Source organism: Mycobacterium arosiense ATCC BAA-1401 = DSM 45069 (assembly GCF_002086125.1).
Classification (GTDB): Bacteria; Actinomycetota; Actinomycetes; order Mycobacteriales; family Mycobacteriaceae; genus Mycobacterium; species Mycobacterium arosiense.
In genome coordinates this window covers 1-459 of sequence record NZ_MVHG01000244.1, presented here as the reverse complement: position 1 = coordinate 459, position 459 = coordinate 1, and the positions used below count along the sequence as shown (strand labels likewise).

The 459-nt window shown below is 71.2% G+C and carries 1 protein-coding gene; it reads right to left on the bottom strand.

What is annotated here, in order from left to right:
- A partial coding sequence (locus BST14_RS28310) for a hypothetical protein (RefSeq protein ID WP_245845849.1) occupies window positions 1-459 on the bottom strand: 459 nt, incomplete at both ends.

Sequence of the window (459 nt, the reverse complement as noted above, 5' to 3'; positions counted from 1 at the left end):
CTCCCGCAACCGCGGCCGCAAGCCCTGAGACAGCATGAACCGGTCAAACCGTTCGCACAGGTCGTTATCGTTCGCGTACTCGTGCGCTGCGTCGACGATGCGCTCCAGCCGCGCCTGATGCTCGGTGAGCGCCAAGCGTGCCGCCTGCGCCTCCCCTCGAGCCCGCCGAGCTGCCCAGAACGCGCCGGCGAGCGCCGAGGCCCACGCCGGCATCTCTTCCTCCGCCGGCACCGGATCACCGGACACCTGAACCTCCGACACCGCGCCGACCACCACCACCGCGCAACCGTCGAGCCGTACGACCGCACACTGGCGCTCCGCGTCACCCACCGCGGAGTCCTCGATTACCAACCACCCTGGCACCGGTCCATCGACTAGCGGCGCGAACACCACCGCGCCCGACTCGACGCCGGCCGCCAACGCCTCCGCGACCGACCGCGACACCGCGGCTACCGAACC